An 18705-nucleotide genomic window follows, 5' to 3' on the forward strand; every position below is an offset into this window, starting at 1 on the left:
TAATGCCTAGATTGTTTATCCCGCTTAATATTCTTATGCATTTGTTATTTGGCGAGGAAACAGGTACTTATTTTATTGATGCAACGACAATCAAGGCTTGTCATAATAAAAGGCGATATAGTAATAAAATATTTAAGGGACTAGCGAAACATAGCAAATCATCGATGGGTTATTTTTATGGGTTCAAGTTACACTTAATTATTAATGAAAAAGGACAATTTATAGCATTAAAAATGACTAAAGGAAACGTTGATGATAGGATTCCAGTACCTGAGTTAACAAATGGTTTAACAGGAGTTATGTATGCAGATAAAGGATATATTAAGCAAAACTTATTCATCAGTTTATATGAAAGAGGATTAAAAATGGTGCATGGGATTAAGAAAAATATGCCAAATAAATTAATGGATTTAAAGGAGAAGATTATGTTAAGAAAACGTAATTTAATTGAAACAGTTTTTGATTATTTAAAGAACAAAATGAACCTTGAGCATACTAGACACAGATACCCTATAAATGCTTTTGTTCATATACTTTCTACACTAGTTGCCTATTCTCTTAAGAAAAATAAACCTTCCATAAATTGCAATTTCGACTTTCCTCTAAATTATAACCTTATCCCGAATTGACGTTAGTTAGAAAATTAAGCCATTCTTTACTCATAAATTCGCGATCAGCCAATAAATATTTAATTTTATGAACTCCAAAATTATTGATAAATCGCTCTAAAATTTCCTCCATCAACCAGCTAGAACAAGCACCCCCGTGATCTAATGGATACCAATAAATAGGCACAGAAATTTTTCCGAAAACTATAACCAAAAATAATATATTAATATCACTTGTGCCAAATTTCCAGCAAGTTCTATCCAGAGCAATAATGTATTTGTCATTAGCAAAAATATTCAAAATAAACTTAGCAATTTTGTCATAATTAAATATTTGATCCCTAAACAGCCTATATATTCTTTGAATTCTAGAGCTATGTTTAGCTTCACTCTTAATTCCAAGTGCCATGTTTTTACCGCTAACGGAGCAATTCTCAATTAGACTCATAATCATTCCAGAAAGACATTCTAGCCTTGATTTTTTCCAAGAAAAGTTTAGTATCAGTGACTGAAGTAGTATATTGTGCATAGTCAGAAAATACACTCTTATACTACTTCAACCTCCCATATACAATACCTTTGCAGAGTATTTATTACAAAAATTGTAGGGTACTATGAGCAGGAGCGACTAATAACAACTTCCCAAACTTCTCTCTAATTATTTAAGATTTTTAGTAAGAGCAAAAAAAACTCTGGAAAGGTGATAAGTGATGGTCGGGGCAGAGAGATTTGAACTCCCGACCCTCTGGTCCCAAACCAGATGCGCTACCAGACTGCGCTATGCCCCGAATAAATGATAAAAATCAAAATAAGTACTAGGAGGCAAAGATAACGAAAATCTCCTAGTACTTAAGTGTTATAGTCAATTCAGGAGAATTTGGGGCTAGGAATGATGCCCATAAGTAATAGGCAAGCGACGAGTGACAACGTCCCCAATTTCTTATCAATTGACTATAAGTTAGATTGATATTGTTTAATTATATAGACTATAATATAACTCAAATCAATTTTTTTGTTTTAAAAATCATCATATTTATAAAATGTCTTCATTACACGCATCAATATTAACCATATTTCCAGAAATGTTTCCTGGATCTTTGAAATATTCCCTTGCAGGGCAAGCCTTAAAAAAAGGTATTTGGTCTTATAATGTGGTTAATATAAAAGATTTTGGGTTAACTAGACATAAAAATGTTGACGATGAAGCTTATGGCGGTGGTAGCGGGCTGATAATGCGTCCGGATGTACTTGGTAGCTGTTTAGATAATGTTTTGTCTTCAAGTCCTAATACCCCAATATATTACCCATCACCAAGAGGAAAATTATTTAACCAAAATATTGCTCATCAAATTATACAAGAAAAACAAATAATAATTTTATGTGGGCGATTTGAAGGGATTGACGAACGTATAATTGAAGAGTATAATGTTAGAGAAATTAGTATAGGGGATTATATTTTATCTGGTGGCGAGGTAGCAGCCCTTACTATTCTCGATTGTTTGATTAGACTACTTCCGAATGTATTAGCAAACCAAGATACATTGCAATCAGAGTCTTTTGAGAAAAATGGTGAGTTTGCTGGATTGCTTGAATGCCCTTTATATACGAGACCAGTAAAATGGAAAAACAGAGAAGTTCCAAGTGTTTTGTTGTCTGGTAATCATCAGTTAATTAGAGATTGGAAAAGTAATCAGTCTATGGAGATTACTAAAAAACGTAGACCAGATTTATTAAATTTTATAGGAGTTTAAAGCGATGAATATTATTGAGCAATTTGAACAACAGCAAATTGCAAAACTAACTGAAAATAAAAAAATTCCTGATTTTAAGGCGGGAGATACTTTAAAGGTTACTGTAAAGATAATTGACCGAACAGTCGAAAAAGATGGCAAGGAAAAATTGTTAGAGAGACTGCAAGCATATGAAGGTGTGGTAATTGCTAGAAGAAATAGTGGAGTTGCCTCTTCTTGCGTAGTTCGTAAGGTCAGTCATGGTGAAGGTGTAGAGAGACGATTTATGATTTTCTCACCGATGGTACATGCAATTGAAGTTGTAAAATATGGTGTAGTACGTCGTGCTAAACTCTATTACCTAAGAAACCTAAGTGGTAAAGCAGCTAGAATTAAAGAAAAACTTCAAGTAAACACTAAAAAAATAAATAAGAAAAAAGTTGTTGCTTAAGAAAGGTCATAGCAATTATCTTTTTTATTTTCTTATGAATAACAAATCTGCTCACCAAGCGTCATTGCGAGAAGACCGTAAGGTCGACGAAGCAATCCAAAAACGACCAGGAATGGATTGCTTCGTCGGCTACACCTTCTCGCAATGACGTCTTGTACTTTAGCTTTTTTTCCGTGAACACTCACTTGTGTGGCACAGCCTCTTAAGGCTTAAGCAACTCTTTAGCTGCTTTTAGGCTCGCATCGGTAATGGATTCTCCTGAAATCATGCGAGCAAGCTCAGCTTGTCTTTCCTGAAGATTCAGGCTTTTTACCGTAATTTTAGTAGTTTCATCCAATTGTAGTTTGTTGACAATAATATGCTGATCTGCCTTACCCGCTACTTGAGGTTGGTGAGTAATAACAATCACTTGGGCAATAGAGCTAAGCTTTTTAAGCTTTTCTCCAACTTTATCGGCCACGATACCACCAATTCCGGTATCTATCTCATCAAAAATAATAATGTCTTTCAGTGATTTATCAAAGAGACAAGTTTTTAGTGCTAACATAAACCTTGATAATTCGCCACCAGAAGCAATTTTATCAATAGGTGCAAGTTGCATACCTGGATTTGTTGAGGCAACGAAACGTATATTATCAATACCATCAGACATCTTGCATAATAGCATCTGACTAGTTCTACCTTCCGTATTTTGCTTAGTTTCTTCTAAAAACTCCTCGCTTATGTTTAATTCTGCAAAATTTTTATTATTGGTTTGGTTAGAAGGATTATTTTTAGGTGCTATTTCTACTTTAAAAATCGCCTTTTCCATTTTAAGCTGTTCAAGCTCTTTTTGTACAGCTAATTCTAGATTTTTTGCACTAATAGAACGCTTGTATGATAAAGCTTCAGCTAGTTCAAAATATTTTTTATGTTCTGCTAGCTTATTAATATCTAGGATTTTAACATTATTGATTTTATTTTTAAGGGCATTTAATTGTTGATTAGAATTATCAAAAAATTCAGGTATTTTATCGCAAGAAATATTATATTTTCGTGCTATATCACGAATTTTAAATAGCCTTTCTTCCACTTCGTCTAAGTTAAATTCATTTCTATCAATGTTATTAATAATATTCTGTAATTTTATACGTGCTTCTTCTAAGCTATTATAGCAATCATCTAAATTTAATGAAATAGAGGCAAATTCTTCGTTTTGCTGTAAATTACGGTTTATCAAACGTTGAGCATTATTAATTGACTTATTAATTTCAGGGACTTCAAGATATGATAATATATCTTGGATCACTTGTATTTCTTTATCACGATTTTGTAAACTACGCCTTATAGTAACAAGCTTTTCTTCTTCTCCTGTTTGATAATCAAGAGCTTCTAATTCTTTGGTAACAAAGGTTAAATAATCTATTTCTTGTTCTATAGCATCTTTATCTCTGGTAACTTTATTGATTTCTTTGGTAGTTGTCTGTAAAATATCAAAATGTTTTGATAATTCAGATCTTAAATTTACAAGCCCTCCATAATCGTCCAAAATGTTAATATGGAAGGAAGGGCTAAGAAGAGAAGTATGACTATTTTGCCCATGAAGTTCAAATAAATAATCTGCTACTTGTTGCAAGGTACTTATCGTTACTACTTGATCATTAATAAGAAATTTCTTACGGTTGTTAGGTTTTTGAATACGTTTTATTAATAATTCCTGGTCATACTCAATATTAAATTGCTCCAAAAGCTTTTTTAAGTCATCATTGAGAGTGAATGTTGTAGCAACCGAACAGTAATCACTCCCATGTTTTATTACATTATCAGAGAATTTGTTACCTAAAGAGAACAAAATTGCATCTAGCAAAATAGACTTACCAGCTCCGGTTTCTCCGGTAATTACACATAGCCCCTTTTCAAACTCTATCTCCAATTCGTCTATCAGAATAAAGTTCTTAACCGAAAGACTTTGTAACATTATATTTCATTCTTTTAAAGAGTTATTAATTAGTGAGTAGCAATATTTATACCAAGTACTGTCCGGATAGTTATGACCGAGTACCGCGGCATATTTCTTTGCTTCATTGCTAAGACCTAGCATTAAATAACTTTCCACTAAGCGATAAAGTGCTTCTGGTATATGTGATGTAGTTTGATAATCATCTACAATAATCTGGAATCTATTGATAGCAGCTATGGGGTTATTCTGCATGAGATAATAACGACCTACGTCCATTTCCTTGCCAGCTAAATGATCATTTACTAAATCGATTTTTAAAGCTGCATCAATTGAATATTTTGTTTTTGGGAAAAGTCTTATCACATCTTCAAAACTCTTTTTAGCTAAAAAGGTTCTTGATTGATCAAGTTGTACATTCGAGACTTGCATATAATAGGATAATGCCTTTAGGTAATAGGCATATGCAATATCTTCATGCATTGGATGAAGCTTAATAAAGCTATCCAGTACATCTACTGCTTCTTCATACTGACCTCCGAGGAATAAAGAATATGACTGCATCAACTCAGCTTGAGGAGTCATTTTATTACCAGGATCTTGATAAAAAATCCTCGAAAATTCTTCGGCAGCTTTCAAATATTGTTGCTTTTCCAGTAAAATAAGACCATCATTGTATAATTCTGGAGCTGGAACTATTAAGTCTTCGTCCGTCTTCTTGGTTTTACAACCAGATAGGATTAAGCAGGTAGTGATTGTATAAAATAATAATTTTGCTAATTTCATCATAGAACTTGATAAGTTTTTTAAACTTAATTTATACACGAAACATCAATGAGTATACAAGATTATTTTAAAAATTATTATTTATAGTCAATTGATGAGCAGTTGGTGACGGCATCGTTCAACGCTCATAAGAGTCAATTTAAGAAAACAATAATTGAGAAATCGTCATTGCGAGGAGACCGTAAGGTCGATGAAGCAATCTAGAAAAGTGATTAAAAATGGATTGCCACGCCACCTACGGTGGCTCGCAATGACGATTTTCTACTTTATTTTCTTAAACTGACGCCTATGCACTCAATGCTTGCCTATTACTTATAGGCATCGCTCCTAGCCCCAAATTCTCCTGAACTGACTGTAGCATAGATTTTTAGAACTATATTGGTACCTCTGGCCGGACTTGAACCAGCACGCCTTTGGGGCTGTAGATTTTGAGTCTACTGTGTCTACCATTCCACCACAGAGGCTAAATATGTCTAATCAGTAAAATAGCTAGATATTTGTACTATGTAAATAAATTACTTGATTAAAACTAAATTTTTATTTTAGAATTTTCTTCTTGAAAAGAAAAGGTTTGCATCCTATACTATATTATATAGAGATAATAACATATTCATGGGGTTTCTTATGGTTGATTATACAAAAACTTTTACCGCCACTCAGAAAACATATGATGCAGGACTGAGAGAATACATGCTAAAAGTCTATAATTATATGGCTTTAGCTCTTGTGCTAACTGGAGTAACAGCTATTGCTACTATATCATTCGATCCATTGACCAGGCTTTTATTTCAGACTGCACCAAATGGACAATTTATAGGCAATACTGGTTTGGGAACGTTGGTAATGATTTCTCCTTTGGGGATTGCTTTGTACTTCTTTATGGGCTTTGGCAAGATGAGTTTAGAAACTACTAAAGTATTGTTTTGGGTTTATGCTGCATTAACTGGTATGTCCTTAGCATCTCTTGGGCTTATCTATACTGGAGAGTCAATTGCTCGGACTTTCTTCATTTGCTCGTCTGTCTTTGGAGCAATGAGTCTTTATGGCTACAGTACCAATAGAGATTTAACATCAATGGGATCATTTCTTGTTATGGGATTGTTTGGTATTATCATTGTATCGTTGGTTAACATATTCTTACAAAGTTCCGCTATATATTTTGCAACATCTCTAATTGGGGTTGCTGTATTTATGGGGCTTATTGCATGGGATACTCAAAAAATTAAGTCGATGTATTTTATGTCTGGTGGTGGAGAATTAGGACAAAAAATGTCTATAATGGCTGCTTTTAGCTTATATTTAGACTTTATCAACTTGTTCTTATATCTTTTAAGATTCTTTGGTAATAGAAGAAGCTAGAACTGACGTCATTGCGAGCTGATATGTCCCCACGAAATTAAGTATGATAAAGCTCCGTCTTTATAATAGATTGCCAGGGGTTCTAGCAATGGTTTTATGGTATGCAAATAATTAAATTCAATAATAAATTTCCCAAGGGTAAAATACGAATAAATCTTTTTATCTTTTACTGTATTAGGTTGGAAAATTCTTTGCATACCTTGGCTATAGCCTACCACCCCTATAACCCAATATGTTATAATAACAATAACCCTTTTACCATCGGGTATTATACTCTTTAATTTATTTAGAAATTCTACCGTCATTTAATACTGTTTTTACATCCATAACCTATTATAGTCAATTCAGGGGAATTGGGTAGCAGGAACGATGGAGCGACGCCTATAAGTAATAGGCGAGCATTGAGCGACGACGTCACCAACTTCCCATCAATTGACTATATCTCCATCATCATTAAATAATGATGATATTCTATCAATTTTTGCTATTTTGCAACAGTTTCGTGGGGATACATCAGATTACAATGACGTTCCGCAATTTTTAAATTGCCATGGGGGTTTTATGCGTAAGATAAGTTACTCATTAAATTGCTCTTTGATAATTCGATTTTCAAGGCTATTTTTTTTATCAAATAGTAATTTGATCATCTTGTTTTTTGCTGATTTAATTAATACTGACTTAATATCGTCAAATTCCTGAAAATCGGCAGCTGCATTTACTGGTCTTTTATTACTTTCTAAAATTTCAAATCTTATAGTAGTGGAAAATGGTAATAACGCACCGTGCCAACGTCTTGGACGAAAAGGACAAATTGGCGTTAGACATAATACATTTGACTCAAGTGGTAAAATAGGTCCCCCGGCAGATAAGTTGTAAGCACTGCTACCAGCTGGAGTCGCAACCATTGCCCCGTCAGCTACTAATTCACTCATACGTTCAACTTGATCAATTTCAATCTTAAATTTAGCTGCTTGGTTGGTTTTACGAAATATCGAGACTTCATTAATAGCTAGGGCGGTATAGGTTTTACTATCTACAGTTTCTACTTGCGTCTCTAAAGGGTATAAATGAGAAACTATTGATTCTTGTAAATTATCTATTAATTTTTCTATAATAATTGAATTCATTAAAAACCCAATATTGCCAGAATTAATTCCATAAAAAGGAACGTTCAGGTGCATATAACGATGTATCGCATGTAATAATTCGCCATCTCCGCCAACTACAATAATTACTTCTGCTTCTTCCACTTTGCAAAATTTATAGCATAGTTCGAGCTGCTTAACTAGTTCTAACGATTTCGTGGAATTGTTAAAAATAATTGCAATTTTATTTATATTAATTTTAGTTTTTGCCAACATAAATACAATATATGGTTAATTATTAATACAAAAAAACATGAGGCTAGTACATCACTTAAAAAATGCCCCCCCATTAATATGCGACTTAACCCAATTAATGAGCCAAAAATTAAGGTGATACTGTAGATTCTTGAGAAATATATAACAGGAGCAATATACGCAAGGCTAGTTAAACTATATCCCATAGCTGCATGTCCTGATGAAAATGAGCAGTTATGTACACATTCATTAGAAATTAAAAAAGCTCGAGTAAAATTTTTGGAACCATTAAAATTTTTAATTTGCACAGGACGAGCCCTGCCAAAATGTTCTTTAAATAGATGATTCACCAATAATCCAGGACCTATTGCTGTAGACAAAATTATATAAAAGCTCCCAGAAATAATAAGTCTATTAAAAGTTTTATACTTAACAATTAAGTAAATTAAGTATAATAATGTTACTGTAAGTAGTAGTTTAGTTAATATTGGAATAATTTCAAACAATAATTGGACAATGCTATTGTTACGGTAGATAAATCCATCGTTACTGTCGTAGAATAAATTTGAGAAATCTATATCAAAATTAGGAAATAGTACGATCAATAATAAGACTATACCAAAAGCAAATATGTTCGCATAAACTAAATTAGTATTAATCATAGACTAAAAGCCGAAAATAAGGTATAAAAATATACTTAAACCATACATAATATAGAAGTTAACATGCCATTCAACATTAAAAACCATAAAAATGCTTTACTATTCTTACCACTTGGCGGGTCAAATGAAATCGGCATAAACGTCAATCTATATCATTATAAGGGAAAGTGGTTGATGGTTGATTGCGGTAGCGGCTTTGCTGATAACTATTTACCAGGTGTTGATATGATAATTGCTGATATTAGCTTTATCGAACAATATAAAAAAGATTTGTTAGCTTTAGTCCTAACTCACGCACATGAAGATCATTTGGGAGCAATCCAATATTTGTGGAGCAGTCTAAAATGCCCAATATATGCAACTACCTTCACTGCAAATTTTCTGAAACTTAGATTAGCTGAATATGATTTTGCTAAAACTATAAAAATTCATGAAGTAAAACCTTCGGCAAAAATAAATCTTGATCCATTCCAATTAGAAATGGTACCGCTTACCCATTCAGCTCCAGAAATGCAAGCAATTATGATACGCACAGAAGCTGGCAATGTTTTCCACACTGGAGATTGGAAGTTTGACCATGATCCTTTACTCGGTGAAAAAGCTAACAAGGATTTACTAAAATCCTATGGCGATGAAGGGGTTTTAGCTTTAGTTTGTGATTCAACTAATGTATTTAATGCAGGGACTTCTGGCTCGGAAGGAGAAGTGCGTAAAAGTTTAATAGATATTATAGCAGGTTGCCCCCAAATGATTGTGGTAACAACCTTTGCTTCAAATTTGGCACGACTTGAAACTATAATTCATGCAGGTCAGATGGCAGGAAGAAAAGTAGTGCTATCAGGAAGAAGTTTGCATAGAATTTTGCTCGCAGCTCAGGAAAGTGGTTATATGAAAGATATTGCCCCTTTAATTGATGAGCGGGATGTTGCAAGATTTAAAAGGCAAGAACTTTTAATTATTGCTACTGGCTGTCAAGGGGAACCTCTAGCAGCTACTGCCAAAATGGCAAATAATAGTCATCCTAGTATCAAGTTAGCTCCTAAAGATACAGTTATATTCTCTTCAAAAATTATTCCTGGCAATGAAAAGAAAATTTTCCGTATGTTTAATATTTTCGTAAAAGCAGGAATTGAAGTGATAACTGAACGAGATCATTTCGTTCATGTTTCTGGACATCCATCAATTGACGAACTCAAGCAAATGTACGCCTTAATTAGACCTCAGATTTGCGTGCCAGTACATGGTGAACCGGTACACATACATGAGCAAGCAAAATTAGCTCGTAAAAATGGTATAAAGCATGCTATTGAAGTAGAAAATGGTAGCCTAGTATTACTTGATCCTCATAATCCACGTATTTTAACTAAAGTAACAACGGGTTATTTTGCTGTTGATGGCAATTATCTTTTACCAGCTGAATCATCAATTTTCAGAATCCGCAGACGTATGCGTGATGATGGTATAGTAGTTGCTTCTCTGATAATAAATAAGAAGGGCGAACTTACTTGTAGACCTATTTTATCTATGCCAGGACTTCTTGACTCTAATGATGATGCACAGCTAATTAATCTAATCAAAGATAATATTGCTGAAACAGTAGAAATTCAGAGAAAATCAAAAGGTAATCTCCTCGATGATCAGGTCGAAAATGCTGTAAGGTCAGCTATTCGCAAAATATTAAAACATGAAATGAATAAATCGCCTCTTATTATAGTTAATGTGGAGAAAGCGATTTGAATTAGTTATCGTAGGCAGCCTTCTAGAGCGAAGCAATCCATCATTCCCGCCCACTATTGTCATTCTTAGCAATGGTTGGGAATCTGGATATCGCACCGAAGTAGGGATGACCCCACAACTGTTGAAAGTTAGAAGGTAAAGCGGGTTTTAGATAGGTTTTTTGTCATTGCGAGACCACGCAAGTAGGTCGTGGCAATCCATCTTTGGTTACTTTTATGGATTGCTTCGTTGACCTATGGTCTTTCTTGCTAATAGACGTTGACCACATACGACTTTTAAACTATTCGGTCTAAAACCGCTTCCTCTTCTAACTTTCAACAGTTGTGGGGATGACCCAAAACAGGATTGCTTCGTTGACCTACGGTCTTTCTTGCAATGACGTCAGTTTGCTATGGATAAATGCTAATCGGTTTAGCTGTATAGTCAATATTATAACCAGTAGGGAACTATGTCTACAAAATCTTCTATTAATCAAACAGAGCTAGAAAAATTTAGTAAGATTTCTAGCCAATGGTGGCAGAAAGATGGAGAATTTAAAATTCTGCATCAAATAAATCCAATTCGTATTGGTTACATAATAGACAAGATAAAAGAGCATTTTAACGTGCAGGATGACATATTACCTTGTTCAAATTTAGAAATTTTAGATGTAGGGTGTGGAGGAGGATTAATTACCTCTCCTCTCTGTAAATTAAATGGCATAGTTACCGGCATAGATGCTCTACAAAGTAATATAGATATTGCAGTACAATATGCCTCGGAACAAAATTTGAATATACAATATCTTAAATCAACTGTTGAGGAGTTAGTATATTCAGATGATTTAAATAAAAAACAGTATAAGTATGATGTGGTGCTGTGTTTAGAAGTAATAGAGCATATAGATAACCCTGGTGATTTTATAAAAAACCTGGCTAGCTTAGTAAAACCAAATGGTATGATTATAATTTCAACGATTAATCGTACAGTGAAATCATATATGCTGGCTATTTTGATGGCAGAATACCTACTTAATTGGGTACCCAAAAACACCCATGATCATAGTAAATTTCTTAAACCATCGGAAATTTACTCGATGTTCAATGATAATAATATTGGGCTTAAAGAACTCAAAGGCTTAACCTATAATATCGTTAATGGACTTTGGCATTTGAGTGATGATATAGATGTAAATTATTTTGCTTACTTAACTAAATAAAGGAAAATATGACTATAATTACTAGATTTGCTCCATCTCCTACTGGCTTTTTGCATATTGGCGGAGCAAGGACGGCGTTGTTTAATTATTTATTTGCTAAACACCATAATGGTAAGTTTTTGCTACGAATTGAGGATACTGATCAAGCAAGATCAACCAAAGATGCAGTAGATGCTATATTTTCCGGCTTGAAATGGCTTGGTTTAAACTGGGATGGAGAAGTAATTTTTCAGTCTAAAAGAAATGATTTATACAAAAAAGCTGCTCTGAAGTTAGTAGATGAGGGGAAAGCTTATTATTGCTTTACTTCTCAACAAGAAATAGATAGACAGCGAGATAGTGCCATAGCTAATAAACAACATTTTTTGTTCGAAAGCCCTTGGCGGGATGTACCACCTTCTAATTCGCAGGAGCAGAAAAGTATCCCCGTTATCCGCTTGAAAGCCCCAAAAACTGGGCAAACAATTATTCATGACTCTTTACAAGGAGATGTTACTATTGAAAATTCGCACCTTGATGATATGGTATTGTTACGTAGTGACGGTACTGCTACCTATATGTTAGCGGTAGTGGTGGATGATCACGATATGCAGATTAGCCATATTATCAGGGGGGATGACCATTTAACTAATGCGGCTCGTCAAAAAATACTTTATCAAGCTTTTGGCTGGTCTGTACCACATATGGTACATATACCGTTAATACATGGAGATGATGGAGCGAAATTATCTAAAAGACATGGGGCTCTTGGAGTAAAGGCTTACCAAGATATGGGGTATTTACCTGAGAGTTTGTGCAATTATTTACTAAGATTAGGCTGGAGTCACAAAGATGACGAGATTATTTCAATATCCCAAGCTATAGAATGGTTTAACCTTGATGGGCTAGGTAAATCGCCAGCTCGTCTTGATTTTGCCAAAATGGATAGTTTAAATTCTCATTATTTACGTCAGCTTGATGACCAAACATTAACAGAAATGACTTGTCAGAGTTTACAAGAAAATTATCAAGTTACTGAGAAAGAAAAGGAATATATTAGACAAGCAATGCCAAGTTTGAAAATAAGAAGTACCAATTTAGTCGAATTAGCAAAACTAGCTAGGATTTATTTAGTTAATGTTCCTATTATCTATTCTGAAGAAGCTAAAGAACTGATCAATAATTGTGATAAAAATTTGGTGGGACAAGTTATAAAGGAATTGGAGAATTTAGCAAATTTTGATAAAGACTCAATTCAAATAAAATTTAAAGAAATTGCCAAGGATAATAATATTAAACTTGCAGATATCATGCAGTATATTAGAGCTTTAATGACAGGTATGACTACTTCCCCAAGTGTTTTTGAAATTATCGCTATAATTGGTAAAGAAAATGCTATTGATAGGTTATTGTATAAGGACGCTAAGGAATTAGGGAAATGATACATATAGTCAATGCAGGGGAATTTGGGGCTAGGAACGATGGAGCGACGCCTATAAGTAATAGGCGAGCGACGAGTGACGACGTCACCAACTTCCCATCAATTGACTATATATTCTACAACCTAGTTGGAACCTATACTATTACGAGAATTTTAGGTAATTATGGCACAGCTAAAGGAATTGCTTATTTTATAGAGGATAAAAAGCCTATATATTCAAAATATCCATCTATATTATATAGAGAAGAACTTGATGTCAACTATCACGGTAGTAGCCCTAAGGTAAAAGCCTTTAAGGAATATATATACTCTCTAGAACAAGACAAAATTGTAAAGTATTTTGTTAATGAGAATAACAATACTTTATTTTACCAAATGCATTTTATCTCTAACAATCCTTGCCAAGTTGAAGCTACCCATCAATGTAACTTAGATATTTATCAAGCTAGTTACATATTCTTAAATAAAGATTCTTTTGACTTGAGTTATAAGATTTCAGGACCTAATAAAGATTATACCATCAAAACTAGTTTTATTAGGCTTTGAGGCTTGCAATATCTTTCAACGTCATTGTGAGACCACGCAAGTAGGTCGTGGCAATCCATTTTTGGTTACTTTTACTCGATAATCAAGTTTTTTGCAGAGCTATCTTTAAACGCAAAATTTGTCATTCCCGCGTAGGCGGGAATCTATTATAGATCCCGCACCGAAGCAGGGATGACCATAGCACCCTACAATTTTTATTCTATAAGTATTAAACAGCATAAAAACGTCATTGCGAGTAGGCGTAAGCCTACGAAGCAATCCATATAGTCTTGATGTATCTATTAATTCTCATGGATTGCTTCGTCGCTACTAAAATAGCTCCTCGCAATGACGTTTTTACCCTGTCATTCCCGCTTCGGTGTGGAATCTAGCCCCCTGCTTACGCAGGGGTGACACAAAAATGGATTGCTGCGTCACCGCTTTTAGCAGCTCCTCGCAATGACCCTTAGCAGTCAGCTTTTTTACTCATCATAAGGAAATAAATAAAAAATTCTAGAGCTATGATAAGTAATAGGCGAGCGACTAGTGACGACGTCACCAACTTCTCATCAATTGAGACTATAGCCAGGTAAACTTATACATCAAACCTAATGCCAAGTGTTACATTATGACCTTTATAAGGCAATGACTTAACATGATTCTTTATCTCTTTGGTACTACCAAGATTTTTCCAGCTATAAGCTACCTCAACTTTTATTACAGGAGCTAACTTGGCAGCAGCTCCAAAAGTAAGGTGATATACTAGGTTATTTTTTTTACTATTAGAAACTGAAGTACCAAGCTTATTATTGGTAATTTCGTTTTTCAGATGACCAACACCAGCACCAGCTCCAATAAATAATTCACAAATGCTTATATCAAAAATATCGACATAACCACTAAGCACTAAAGTAGTAATTTGGGGCTTAATTTTTGAGTCCACACCGGCAAAAGAGTGTTTTACTTGCTGATTAGCAAAAAAATCAAGCATAAGATCAAGTCTAACATTATCTAGAACATAATAACCCACACCTCCACCAACAATAGCAGCAGTATTCTGCTGTAACTCTTTATCATTTAACTTAATATTATTCATTTTATTTGCCCCAACTTCTACCTTCAAATAAAATTGATTATCAATGGCCCAAGAGGAAGCAGAAAATAAGAGCGAAACGCTAATGATTGTTAGTAATAATAAATTTTTCATATTTTTATTTTTTATTTAGAGTCTACTATAAATTAGACTTATTATCCAGCTTATTTTGTTAAATGAAAAGCTGTAGGACTTCCTAAAGCATCAACAATTGATTGATGACACACCCTAATTATTTTACAACATAAAATAATTGTAACAAAATCTTGTGAATTGACACATCAAGCATATTGATAATTGCATTTGGTAGCAAACCTAAGTAAATTATTGTTATACATAATGGTATAATTGCAATCATTTCATAGAGATATAAATCTTTAAAGCTTGCAACCTGAACATTAGTAATTTGTCCTAGCATTACTTCTTTGTAAAGTTTTAGCATATAAACAGCTCCAAGAATAATACCAACAGCACTTATTATAGCTAGCACTATATTGGCTTGATAAATACCTATTAAACTTAAAAATTCTCCTATAAAACCGCTAGTGCCTGGTAAACCTATAGAGCCAAGCATGGCAATCATAAACAAAGTGGCAAGTATTGGCATTTTATTTGCTACACCACCATATTGGTCTATTTCCTTAGTATGCAATCTGTTATATAAAGTACCAACTATCAAAAACAAAGTAGATGCTACCACACCATGACTAATCATTTGATATATTGCCCCCTTAATTCCCACTTCTGTCAAACTAAAAATCCCAGCAGTAACATAGCCCATATGAGCTATTGATGAATAAGCTATCATCTTTTTCATATCTCTTTGAGCTAGTGCCACTAATGAACCATATATTACAGCAAATATACTCAGCACTAATACATAAAATGCAAATTCTTTTGATATATTTGGAAACATTGGTAATGACACTCGTAAAAAACCATATGCTCCAAGTTTTAATAATATCCCAGCCAAAATGACAGACCCAGCAGTTGGTGCTTGTACGTGTGCATCAGGAAGCCATGTGTGGAATGGTAGCATAGGCACTTTTACCGCGAAGGCTATAAAGATTGCCAACCATAAAACTCTCTGTACCGATAATGCTAATAAAGGTATTGATTCGTTCAGAACAAGCATATTAAAGCTGTGAAATTGGCTATAAATATATAGCAACGACAATAAGAAAAATACCGAACCAAAGAAAGTATAGAGGAAGAACTTTACAGCCGCATAAACTCTATTTTCACCTCCCCAAATTCCTATAATTAGATACATCGGGATTAATATTACTTCAAAAAATAAGTAAAATAATAGTAAATTCATTGAGGAAAAAGCCCCAATGCAAAAAGATTCAATTAATAAAAAACAAAACAAAAATTCTTTAATATATTTTTTGACGGTAAATAGACTAGCTATAATACAGATAAGGGTTAAAAAGCTGGTCAAAACAACAAAAAATACTGAAATTCCATCGACTCCAATGTGGAATTCAAGACCTATACATTGAACCCAATTATAGCATTCGACAAATTGATAAAGTTTTGATGTACTATCAAATTGAACTAATAAACAAATAGTAGCTATTAATGTTAGTACAGAGCTTAAAACTGCAACATATATCGCATAAACTTGTTTATTAACCGACCTACTCTGTCTAATAAACAGCAGAATATATAATGCACTTAGTAAAGGCAAGAAAATGCTTATTGATAAGATCGGTAAATCTGACATTCTAAACTCTAATAATCCAATTAACTCCGTTTATTAGAATATATAAAACTAATATTTTTCGAACCACGCTCAATTGCTGCTGCCACCTTTAAAGTATTATATTCATCAAGGGCTTTGCCTATTACTTGCATCCCAAGAGGTAATCCTCTAGAAGATAAAGCAGCTGGTACAGAACAACAAGGAAGACCGGCAAGACTAGCTGGAATAGTAAATAAATCGTTTAAATACATTGTCACAGGATTATCTTGTTTCTCACCTAAGTTAAAGGCTTCGGATGGGGCAGATGGCAAAATTATTGCTTCAACTCGCCCAAAAGCTTTGTTAAAATCATCTGAAATCAAGCGTCTTATTTTTTGTGCTTTTAAATAATAAGCATCCATAAGAGTAGATGAAAGCAAATAAGTACCAATCATAATACGTCTTTTAACTTCAGAGCCAAAACCAGCACTCCTTGTTTTTTGATACATTTCTTCAATAGATACTCCATCATTTTCTGCCCTAAAACCATATCTTACACCATCATATCTTGATAAATTAGATGAGGTTTCAGCAGGTGCTATCACATAATATGCAGATAGTGCATATTTAGAATATGGTAATGAAATATCAATAATTTCTACCCCATCATTTTTAAGAATATCAATAGTATTTTGCCACATCTTAATAATGTCAGGCTGTATACCCTGTTTTCTCATAAGATCAAATGGAACGCCTATCTTCATATTTTTTACACTAGCATTACATGCTGACCTTAGTTGTGGTACCTCGGAGTCGATAGAAGTAGAATCCTTCTCATCAAATCCCATCATGGCTTGTAGCATTAAAGCGTTATCTTCAACAGTTCTTGTAAGCACGCCAGCTTGGTCAAGCGAACTAGCAAAAGCAATCATCCCATATCTAGAACATCGACCATATGTTGGTTTGAATCCGACAACCCCGGTATAACTGGCAGGTTGACGAACAGAGCCACCTGTATCACTTCCAAGAGCTGCCATAGCTAAAAAAGCACTAACAGAAGCTGATGCTCCCCCAGAAGACCCCCCTGGAACTAGTGGAGTGGAAGGTGCGTCTACAGCCTTCCAAGGACTAATAACGTTACCGAAATAGCTGGTAATATTAGCAGAACCCATGGCAAATTCATCCATATTAGTCTTACCAAGCATTATTGTACCATGCTCTTGCACTTTATTACTTACAGTCGATTCGTATGTTGGTATAAATTTACTAAGCATTCTTGAGCCTGCAGTAGTTAGCACTCCTTTTGTGCAAAAAAGATCTTTTACAGAGATGGGAATTCCTTCTAATGACTTTTCTATTCCTTTATGGTAATTTTGATCAGCAATTTTAGCTTGCTGTAAAGCCGTATCTGTAGTTTCAGTAATATAGGCATTCAGCTCTTTATGCTTATCCATTTCTGCAATATGAGCTTTAGTTAGCTCAACACATGAGAATTCTTTGCTATTTAGTGCTTTCAGGGCTTGGGTTATGGTTAATTTTACAATTTCTGACATATTTTACTCTACTACTTTTGGTACTACAAAACATTTTACTTCTCTGGCAAGTTCTGCTTTATCATTTGGTAAGTTAGCAAATAACTCGTCAGAGAGATCACCATACAATACTTGATCTTTTCGCATTCTTTGGTTCATACCACAAACTGAAGTAAGTGGTTGAACGTTACTACAATCTACATCGTTTAAAATGTTAATCATATTCATGATCTCAGTCAGTTGCTGGGAAAAACTATTTATTTCCTCTTTGCTAAAATCAAACCTAGCAAGTTTTGCTATTCTTTGTACTTCTTCATTTGTAATCATTATATACCTAAATATTTACAGTCAATGTTGTTTAAAATAATATTATAGCATGAAATATATCTACACTAATAGCATGAAGTCATTTTTTAAGAATAATTATACTTATTTTGCATTGGACGATTACGTAACTTATCCAATACGTCAAAATGATGCAAAGCAAATTGTAAGTTGTCATTCCCACCCACTATGGTCATATATGGACGAGTGAATTTGTCAACAAAGAAAATAAAAAAAATAGAGCCACAAAGGAAGCGGTCATATATTCGGCATCGAGTGCCATAATGGTTTCTGCATTCTTATAAATATCCTTGAGT

18 protein-coding genes and 2 tRNA genes are annotated in these 18705 nt (G+C 33.9%); 8 read left to right on the forward strand and 12 right to left on the reverse strand.

The features are described from left to right. The coding region (locus RiCNE_RS02175) for an IS982 family transposase (protein WP_094648991.1) at nt 1-629 on the forward strand (629 nt) is incomplete at its 5' end. Here the strand turns inward: RiCNE_RS02175 and RiCNE_RS02180 are convergent. Then, nucleotides 616-1137: a hypothetical protein gene (locus RiCNE_RS02180; RefSeq protein WP_133062925.1), complete on the reverse strand. Its 522-nt coding sequence runs from the start codon at nt 1135-1137 to the stop codon at nt 616-618. The two genes, RiCNE_RS02175 and RiCNE_RS02180, sit on opposite strands and share 14 nt — an antisense overlap. Before the next feature lie 182 nt (nt 1138-1319). Beyond that, nucleotides 1320-1396, reverse strand: a tRNA-Pro gene (locus tag RiCNE_RS02185). 252 nt (nt 1397-1648) lie between these two features. On the opposite strand from RiCNE_RS02185, the gene trmD reads away from it, so the two are divergent. After that, a complete protein-coding gene (gene trmD, locus RiCNE_RS02190) occupies nt 1649-2359 on the forward strand; it encodes a tRNA (guanosine(37)-N1)-methyltransferase TrmD (RefSeq protein WP_094648993.1) in 711 nt (236 codons plus the stop codon). A 4-nt stretch (nt 2360-2363) separates the two neighbouring features. Further along, a complete protein-coding gene (gene rplS, locus RiCNE_RS02195) occupies nt 2364-2789 on the forward strand; it encodes a 50S ribosomal protein L19 (RefSeq protein WP_094648994.1) in 426 nt (141 codons plus the stop codon). A gap of 202 nt (nt 2790-2991) precedes the next feature. Here the strand turns inward: rplS and recN are convergent, their stop codons facing one another. From recN to RiCNE_RS02210, 3 genes are all read right to left on the reverse strand, one after another. Beyond that, a complete protein-coding gene (gene recN / locus RiCNE_RS02200) occupies nt 2992-4746 on the reverse strand; it encodes a DNA repair protein RecN (RefSeq protein ID WP_094648995.1) in 1755 nt (584 codons plus the stop codon). A gap of 6 nt (nt 4747-4752) precedes the next feature. Next, on the reverse strand, nt 4753-5511 hold the full coding sequence (locus RiCNE_RS02205) for an outer membrane protein assembly factor BamD (RefSeq protein WP_094649007.1): 759 nt from the start codon (nt 5509-5511) through the stop codon (nt 4753-4755). Between the two features lie 379 nt (nt 5512-5890). Continuing rightward, a tRNA-Leu gene (locus RiCNE_RS02210) sits at nt 5891-5975 on the reverse strand. Between the two features lie 160 nt (nt 5976-6135). Between RiCNE_RS02210 and RiCNE_RS02215 the strand changes: the two genes are divergently transcribed. Beyond that, nucleotides 6136-6870: a Bax inhibitor-1/YccA family protein gene (locus RiCNE_RS02215; RefSeq protein ID WP_094649008.1), complete on the forward strand. Its 735-nt coding sequence runs from the start codon at nt 6136-6138 to the stop codon at nt 6868-6870. An 8-nt stretch (nt 6871-6878) separates the two neighbouring features. Here RiCNE_RS02215 and RiCNE_RS02220 read toward each other — a convergent pair whose 3' ends face one another. The 3 genes from RiCNE_RS02220 to RiCNE_RS02235 form a co-directional block, all read right to left on the reverse strand. Then, nucleotides 6879-7175, reverse strand: a complete 297-nt coding sequence (locus tag RiCNE_RS02220) for a hypothetical protein (RefSeq protein WP_094648996.1) — start codon at nt 7173-7175, stop codon at nt 6879-6881. Nucleotides 7176-7445: 270 nt separating this feature from the next. Beyond that, nucleotides 7446-8213 carry an NAD kinase gene (locus RiCNE_RS02230; protein WP_094649009.1) on the reverse strand — a complete coding sequence of 256 codons (768 nt, stop codon included), beginning with the start codon at nt 8211-8213 and terminating at the stop codon, nt 7446-7448. Then, complete coding sequence (locus RiCNE_RS02235; protein WP_094648998.1) at nt 8204-8872, reverse strand: phosphatase PAP2 family protein; 669 nt, start codon at nt 8870-8872, stop codon at nt 8204-8206. The genes RiCNE_RS02230 and RiCNE_RS02235 overlap by 10 nt, the downstream gene beginning before the upstream one ends. A 63-nt stretch (nt 8873-8935) precedes the next feature. Here RiCNE_RS02235 and RiCNE_RS02240 point away from each other — a divergent pair, with 63 nt between their 5' ends. The 4 genes from RiCNE_RS02240 (at nt 8936) to RiCNE_RS07950 (ending at nt 13773) form a co-directional block, all read left to right on the forward strand. Further along, on the forward strand, nt 8936-10609 hold the full coding sequence (locus RiCNE_RS02240; protein WP_094648999.1) for a ribonuclease J: 1674 nt from the start codon (nt 8936-8938) through the stop codon (nt 10607-10609). Nucleotides 10610-11057: 448 nt separating this feature from the next. Further along, nucleotides 11058-11807, forward strand: a complete 750-nt coding sequence (ubiG, locus tag RiCNE_RS02245; protein WP_094649000.1) for a bifunctional 2-polyprenyl-6-hydroxyphenol methylase/3-demethylubiquinol 3-O-methyltransferase UbiG — start codon at nt 11058-11060, stop codon at nt 11805-11807. Between the two features lie 8 nt (nt 11808-11815). Continuing rightward, the gene (gltX, locus tag RiCNE_RS02250; RefSeq protein ID WP_094649001.1) at nt 11816-13228 is read left to right on the forward strand and encodes a glutamate--tRNA ligase; all 1413 of its coding nucleotides are present in this window, start codon (nt 11816-11818) and stop codon (nt 13226-13228) included. Next, entirely contained in the window at nt 13225-13773 is a 549-nt protein-coding gene (locus RiCNE_RS07950; protein WP_094649002.1) for a DUF6314 family protein, read from the forward strand. Before gltX ends, RiCNE_RS07950 begins: the two co-directional genes overlap by 4 nt. A gap of 574 nt (nt 13774-14347) precedes the next feature. Here RiCNE_RS07950 and RiCNE_RS02260 read toward each other — a convergent pair. The 4 genes from RiCNE_RS02260 to gatC form a co-directional block, all read right to left on the reverse strand. After that, complete coding sequence (locus RiCNE_RS02260) at nt 14348-14959, reverse strand: outer membrane protein (RefSeq protein WP_094649003.1); 612 nt, start codon at nt 14957-14959, stop codon at nt 14348-14350. Nucleotides 14960-15077: 118 nt separating this feature from the next. Next, nucleotides 15078-16574, reverse strand: a complete 1497-nt coding sequence (locus tag RiCNE_RS02265) for an NADH-quinone oxidoreductase subunit M (RefSeq protein WP_094649004.1) — start codon at nt 16572-16574, stop codon at nt 15078-15080. A 20-nt stretch (nt 16575-16594) separates the two neighbouring features. Further along, entirely contained in the window at nt 16595-18085 is a 1491-nt protein-coding gene (gene gatA, locus RiCNE_RS02270) for an Asp-tRNA(Asn)/Glu-tRNA(Gln) amidotransferase subunit GatA (RefSeq protein WP_094649005.1), read from the reverse strand. A gap of 3 nt (nt 18086-18088) precedes the next feature. Continuing rightward, a complete protein-coding gene (gene gatC, locus RiCNE_RS02275) occupies nt 18089-18391 on the reverse strand; it encodes an Asp-tRNA(Asn)/Glu-tRNA(Gln) amidotransferase subunit GatC (protein WP_094649006.1) in 303 nt (100 codons plus the stop codon). Nucleotides 18392-18705 lie beyond the last annotated feature (314 nt).

Source organism: Rickettsia endosymbiont of Culicoides newsteadi (assembly GCF_002259525.1).
Lineage (GTDB): Bacteria > Pseudomonadota > Alphaproteobacteria > Rickettsiales > Rickettsiaceae > Tisiphia.